This is a genomic window from Streptomyces cahuitamycinicus, from assembly GCF_002891435.1.
Lineage (GTDB): Bacteria > Actinomycetota > Actinomycetes > Streptomycetales > Streptomycetaceae > Streptomyces > Streptomyces cahuitamycinicus.
In genome coordinates this window covers 1-391 of record NZ_POUC01000975.1, presented here as the reverse complement: position 1 = coordinate 391, position 391 = coordinate 1, and the positions used below count along the sequence as shown (strand labels likewise).

Below are 391 nucleotides of genomic sequence, written 5' to 3'. Positions count from 1 at the left end.
GGTGTCGGAGACCTCCACGCGTAGCCGCCCGCCGTCCGCCTCGGCGGCCAGCCGGACGCAGAAGTCCCGTCCGGGCACGCGTCAGTGCCGGACGGCGTTGGCGCACAGCTCGGCGGTGATCAGGGTCAGCGTCTCGTTGACGTCGCTGTCGTAGGGGTGGCCCCAGGAGTCCAGACACTGCGCGACGAAGAGCCGGGCGAGGCGGGCGCCGCGCGGGGTCGAGGTGAACGCCATGGCGAACTCGGCGGGGGAGACGGGACCGGAGGAGACCGGCCGGTGCCGCTGGGGGGAAGGACTGTGCATGCCGCCAGCGTGGCGGCGGCGACTGGCGTGTCACCAGCAGCGACGCCTGTAAGAGACGGGGCTGTACACCTGTCTGTTATACACATCT

The 391-nt window shown here is 71.1% G+C and carries 1 protein-coding gene; it reads right to left on the bottom strand.

Going from position 1 to position 391, the window contains the following annotated elements:
• Positions 1 to 81: 81 nt before the first annotated feature.
• Positions 82 to 303, bottom strand: coding sequence for a hypothetical protein (locus C1J00_RS44155; RefSeq protein WP_342751828.1), 222 nt, complete (start codon positions 301 to 303; stop codon positions 82 to 84).
• Between the last annotated feature and the right edge of the window lie 88 nt (positions 304 to 391).

Bases quoted from the DNA above. Each gene is read 5' to 3' on its own strand.
- C1J00_RS44155 (WP_342751828.1), bottom strand. From the start codon at position 303: ATGCACAGTCCTTCCCCCCAGCGGCACCGGCCGGTCTCCTCCGGTCCC.